The organism is Methanosaeta sp. UBA356, assembly GCF_002496465.1.
Lineage (GTDB): Archaea > Halobacteriota > Methanosarcinia > Methanotrichales > Methanotrichaceae > Methanothrix > Methanothrix soehngenii.
The window spans coordinates 1-3728 of sequence record NZ_DAKC01000070.1; the positions used below are offsets into that span (position 1 = coordinate 1).

Genomic DNA, 3728 nt, shown 5'->3' on the forward strand with positions numbered 1-3728 from the left:
GTGCTAAATCGAAACCCTCATATAATTGACAGGACCAGATACATCAATGAGATGAGCGCTCTATATAATTTGGGGGCAAATGAGGTTATTCCTGAGGAGTATGAGACCAGTGTGGAGATATTTTGCCGGGTTTTGGAGAAGTATGAAGTGCCAAGGGAGAGGATAGACTCTTTCATAAATCGTATCCGGGCAGATGGGTATGAGATGTTTCGCAGCATCTCCAAAGAGCCCTACTGCACCACTGACCTCAACATGATTCAGAATGAATTCATCACCATCAAGGTCCCGGCCGGCTCGCCTGCGGCAGGAAGGTCCCTGAAGGAGATCGGATTGAGAGAGATAGGCATATCCTTGCTGGCGGTAAATAGGGAATCTCAGGTGATCAACCATCCTGATGAGAGCTTCGTTCTTCAGCCGGATGATTTGGCCATCATCCTGGGTTCCGAGGCCCAGCTAGCATCGGTCGGCTATCTCTTCGGCAGGGCTGATGGCTCTCAAAATACGGCCTCGTAATCGTAGGCCCGCCGCCCTGACAATATGATAGGTCACGATCAAGAAGGCTAATATTGATGTAAGGATGTAAAAGATACTGTTATGATACCGCTGGAATACCTTCTGCTGGGCGTAGCTGTAATGCTTCTCCTTAGCGTAGTATCCAGCAAAGCGTCCACCCAGCTGGGTGTGCCGACCCTGGTTTTATTCCTGCTGATCGGCATGCTGGCCGGCTCAGACGGGCCGGGGGGAATAGAGTTCAACAACCCCTGGCTGGCCCAGTACCTGGGTACGGTGGCCTTAATATTCATCCTCTTCTCCGGCGGCCTGGACACCAAATGGAAGGAGATCAAGCCCGTTCTATGGAGGGGGGTGATCCTCTCTACTATTGGGGTCATGCTCACCGCCATAATCGTTGGCTATGCGGCCTACTATGTGCTCGACTTCAGCCTCCTGGAGGCGATGCTCCTGGCGGCAATCATCTCCTCTACCGATGCTGCTGCGGTATTCTCCATTCTCCGCTCTAAGCAGATCAGCCTGAAAGGAGATCTAAGGCCTCTCTTGGAGCTGGAGTCAGGCAGCAACGATCCCATGGCCATCTTCCTCACCACCAGTCTGATTGCATTGATCACCGGGGCGATTGCCTCTCCCACCACTCTGATCTCCATGTTTGCCCAGCAGATGGCCCTGGGAGCGGTATTCGGCTATATGATGGGCAGGGGAATGGCAGTCATCGTCAATCGCATTCGCCTCGATTATCGGGGCCTCTACCCCCTATTGACCATATCGCTGGTCCTGCTGACATATGCCTTAACTGCCGCTCTCGGAGGGAACGGTTTTCTGGCAGTCTACATCGCCGGATTGAGCCTGGGCAACCACTCCTTTATCCATAAACGCAGCCTGATAGACGATCATGACAGTATGGCATGGCTGATGCAGATTGTGATGTTCTTAACATTGGGTCTGCTGGTTTTCCCCTCGCGACTCCTTCCAGTGGCCAGCATAAGTCTATTCATCTGCTTTGTGCTGATGTTCCTGGCCAGGCCAATGGCAGTTCTCATATGCCTGTTGCCCTTCCGGAATATGCCCCTCAAGGAGAGGGTGATGGTCTCCTGGGTGGGCCTGCGGGGTTCAGTCCCCATCATCCTGGCCATTTTCCCCCTCATATCCGGGGTTCAGAAGGCGGATATGATATTCAATGTGGTCTTCTTCGTGGTCTTGACCAGCGTCCTGATGCAGGGGTCGTCCATACCTTTCTTCGCCCGCCGGCTGGGTGTGGATGCCCCCCTGGTATCTCTTCCTGAGCCGCCTGAGGCGGTGCCTGGAAGAGAGGAGTGGGAGCCGCTGGTTAAGCTCAAGGTCCTTTCTGGCAGCGCTGCCGATGGAAAGCAGATCGCAGATCTGAACCTGCCCGATGACACCTGGATCGCTGTCTTGAGAAGAGAGGGCCACCCCATCCGTCCCGGCGGGAGCACTGTATTGAAGGGGGGAGATCGCCTCTCCGTCCAGTCCAGCGGACCTTCCCTCGACCTCCTCCGCTCTTTGGTGGAGAAAAAAGAAATTGCAAGCGACGATAATCAGCCTGAGCAGTACGTCGTCCAACCGGATGAATAGGCTTTTCGGATCTCGAAGATCGCTCCAAGAGGGAGAAGGTGTCAGGCCCGGAACAGGACCAGCCAGATGAGATAGATCAGATAGGCGGCCACGCCCAGGCCCCCCTCCAATCGGGAGATGCGTCTGCCGGTGAGAAATACAGGGACGCAGGCCAGGGCAACCAGAGTCATCAGAGGGATGTCGAAGAGCTGAAGCTGGCGGGTAACCATCAGGCCAGTGGGGGTGACCAGAGCGGTGAGGCCCAGGATAAGGAGAATGTTGTAGATGCTGCTTCCCAGGAGGTTGCCGATGGCAACGTCCCTCTCATCTCTGAGGGTGGCGACAATTGTGGTGACCAGCTCCGGAGCCGATGTGCCGATGGCGACGATGGAAAGGCCAATTATCGCCTCGGGGATATCGATCATTCGGGCGAGGCCCGTTGCCCCATCCACCAGCCAGTCGGCTCCAATTGCCGTTATGGCCATTCCCGCGATGAGCATGGCGACATACTTCGCTTTTGCCAGCAGCTCTTTTCTCTCTGGCGGCAGAGCCTTCGGGCCACAACTTTCCATGAAGCCATCGCCGCACATGTCCTCGAACTCCCCTTTCACATAGTCCGACTCCGCTCGGCTGCTGCGGACGACGGCCAGGGTGTATATTGCGGAGGCGCCGACCATCAGGACTCCTTCCAGAGGGGTCAGGACGCCATCTGAGGCCAGGCCGGCCAGAGCGGCGGCGGCGACGATCATCATTGGCAGGTCGAGACTGAGGACCTGCAGATGGAGGGCCAGGGGCCGAATCAATGCGCTCAGGCCAAGGATGAAGAGGATGTTGACCAGATTGGTGCCGGCTATGTTGGCCACTGCCAGGGGACCGCTCCCCTGCAGCCCGGCGGCGATTCCCACAGCCAGCTCGGGCATGCTGGTGCCGATGGAGACGATGGTGAGGCCGATCAGCAGAGGATTTATCCCCAGCAATGCTGCCAGGCGCGATGCTCCTCGCACTATCAGCTCCGCCCCCACGATGAGAGCGAGAAGGCCTGCGAAAAATATCATCACCTCGTTCATGGATAGCTGCCTCCCACCTCTCCTGACAGATCTCTGTTAGCAGACTGTCTGCTGCTCTTATAGTCCAGGTAGCTGAAATGTGTCTAGAAGGGTAGTGACTACTCCCACCCCTTAAAAGGGGCAGGCTTCTACGGTTTTTATTCCGACAGATTGTAGTCCCAATCTGAGTATATTGATTGCCGCATTCCAATCCCGATCCAAGGATAGCCCGCACTGAGGGCAGCTATGGACGCGATCAGAAAGCGTCTTTTCAACCAGAATGCCACACCTGGAACACATCTTAGACGTATTTCTTGGATCTACCAGTACTACCATCGAACCGGCACTTACAGCCTTGTACGAGGTCAGAGTCACAAGCATATTCCAAGCCACGTCTGAGATGGATTTTGCTAGGCAATGGTTTTTGAGCATATTTTGAATACTAAGATCTTCAAAGGCAATCAAGCCGAACCTGTTAACCAGATATCGACTAACCTTATGGGCAAAATCGTATCGCTTGTTAGCGATCCTTTCATGGACCCGCTCAACCATCCGAAGAGCTTTTTTTCTCTCTGGAGTGCCTTTCGGTGCTTTTGA

Annotated in this window: 4 protein-coding genes; 2 read left to right on the plus strand and 2 right to left on the minus strand. The window is 54.9% G+C overall.

Annotated features, from left to right (window positions below; all coding sequences use genetic code 11):
* Both BP727_RS06325 and BP727_RS06330 read left to right on the plus strand, forming a co-directional pair.
* Positions 1-513: TrkA C-terminal domain-containing protein (locus BP727_RS06325; protein WP_286857921.1), on the plus strand; the 513-nt coding region annotated here is incomplete at its 5' end.
* Between the two features lie 81 nt (positions 514-594).
* Entirely contained in the window at positions 595-2106 is a 1512-nt protein-coding gene (locus tag BP727_RS06330) for a potassium/proton antiporter (protein WP_286857922.1), read from the plus strand.
* A 41-nt stretch (positions 2107-2147) separates the two neighbouring features.
* Here BP727_RS06330 and BP727_RS06335 read toward each other — a convergent pair whose 3' ends face one another.
* Together BP727_RS06335 and BP727_RS06340 are read right to left on the minus strand one after the other, a co-directional pair.
* Positions 2148-3152 carry a calcium/sodium antiporter gene (locus BP727_RS06335; protein WP_286857924.1) on the minus strand — a complete coding sequence of 335 codons (1005 nt, stop codon included), beginning with the start codon at positions 3150-3152 and terminating at the stop codon, positions 2148-2150.
* Positions 3153-3263: 111 nt separating this feature from the next.
* The coding region (locus tag BP727_RS06340; RefSeq protein ID WP_286857926.1) for an RNA-guided endonuclease InsQ/TnpB family protein at positions 3264-3728 on the minus strand (465 nt) is incomplete at its 5' end.

Coding starts and splice junctions, on each gene's coding strand:
- BP727_RS06330 (WP_286857922.1), top strand. CDS start 595: ATGATACCGCTGGAATACCTTCTGCTGGGCGTAGCTGTAATGCTTCTC.
- BP727_RS06335 (WP_286857924.1), bottom strand. CDS start 3,152: ATGAACGAGGTGATGATATTTTTCGCAGGCCTTCTCGCTCTCATCGTG.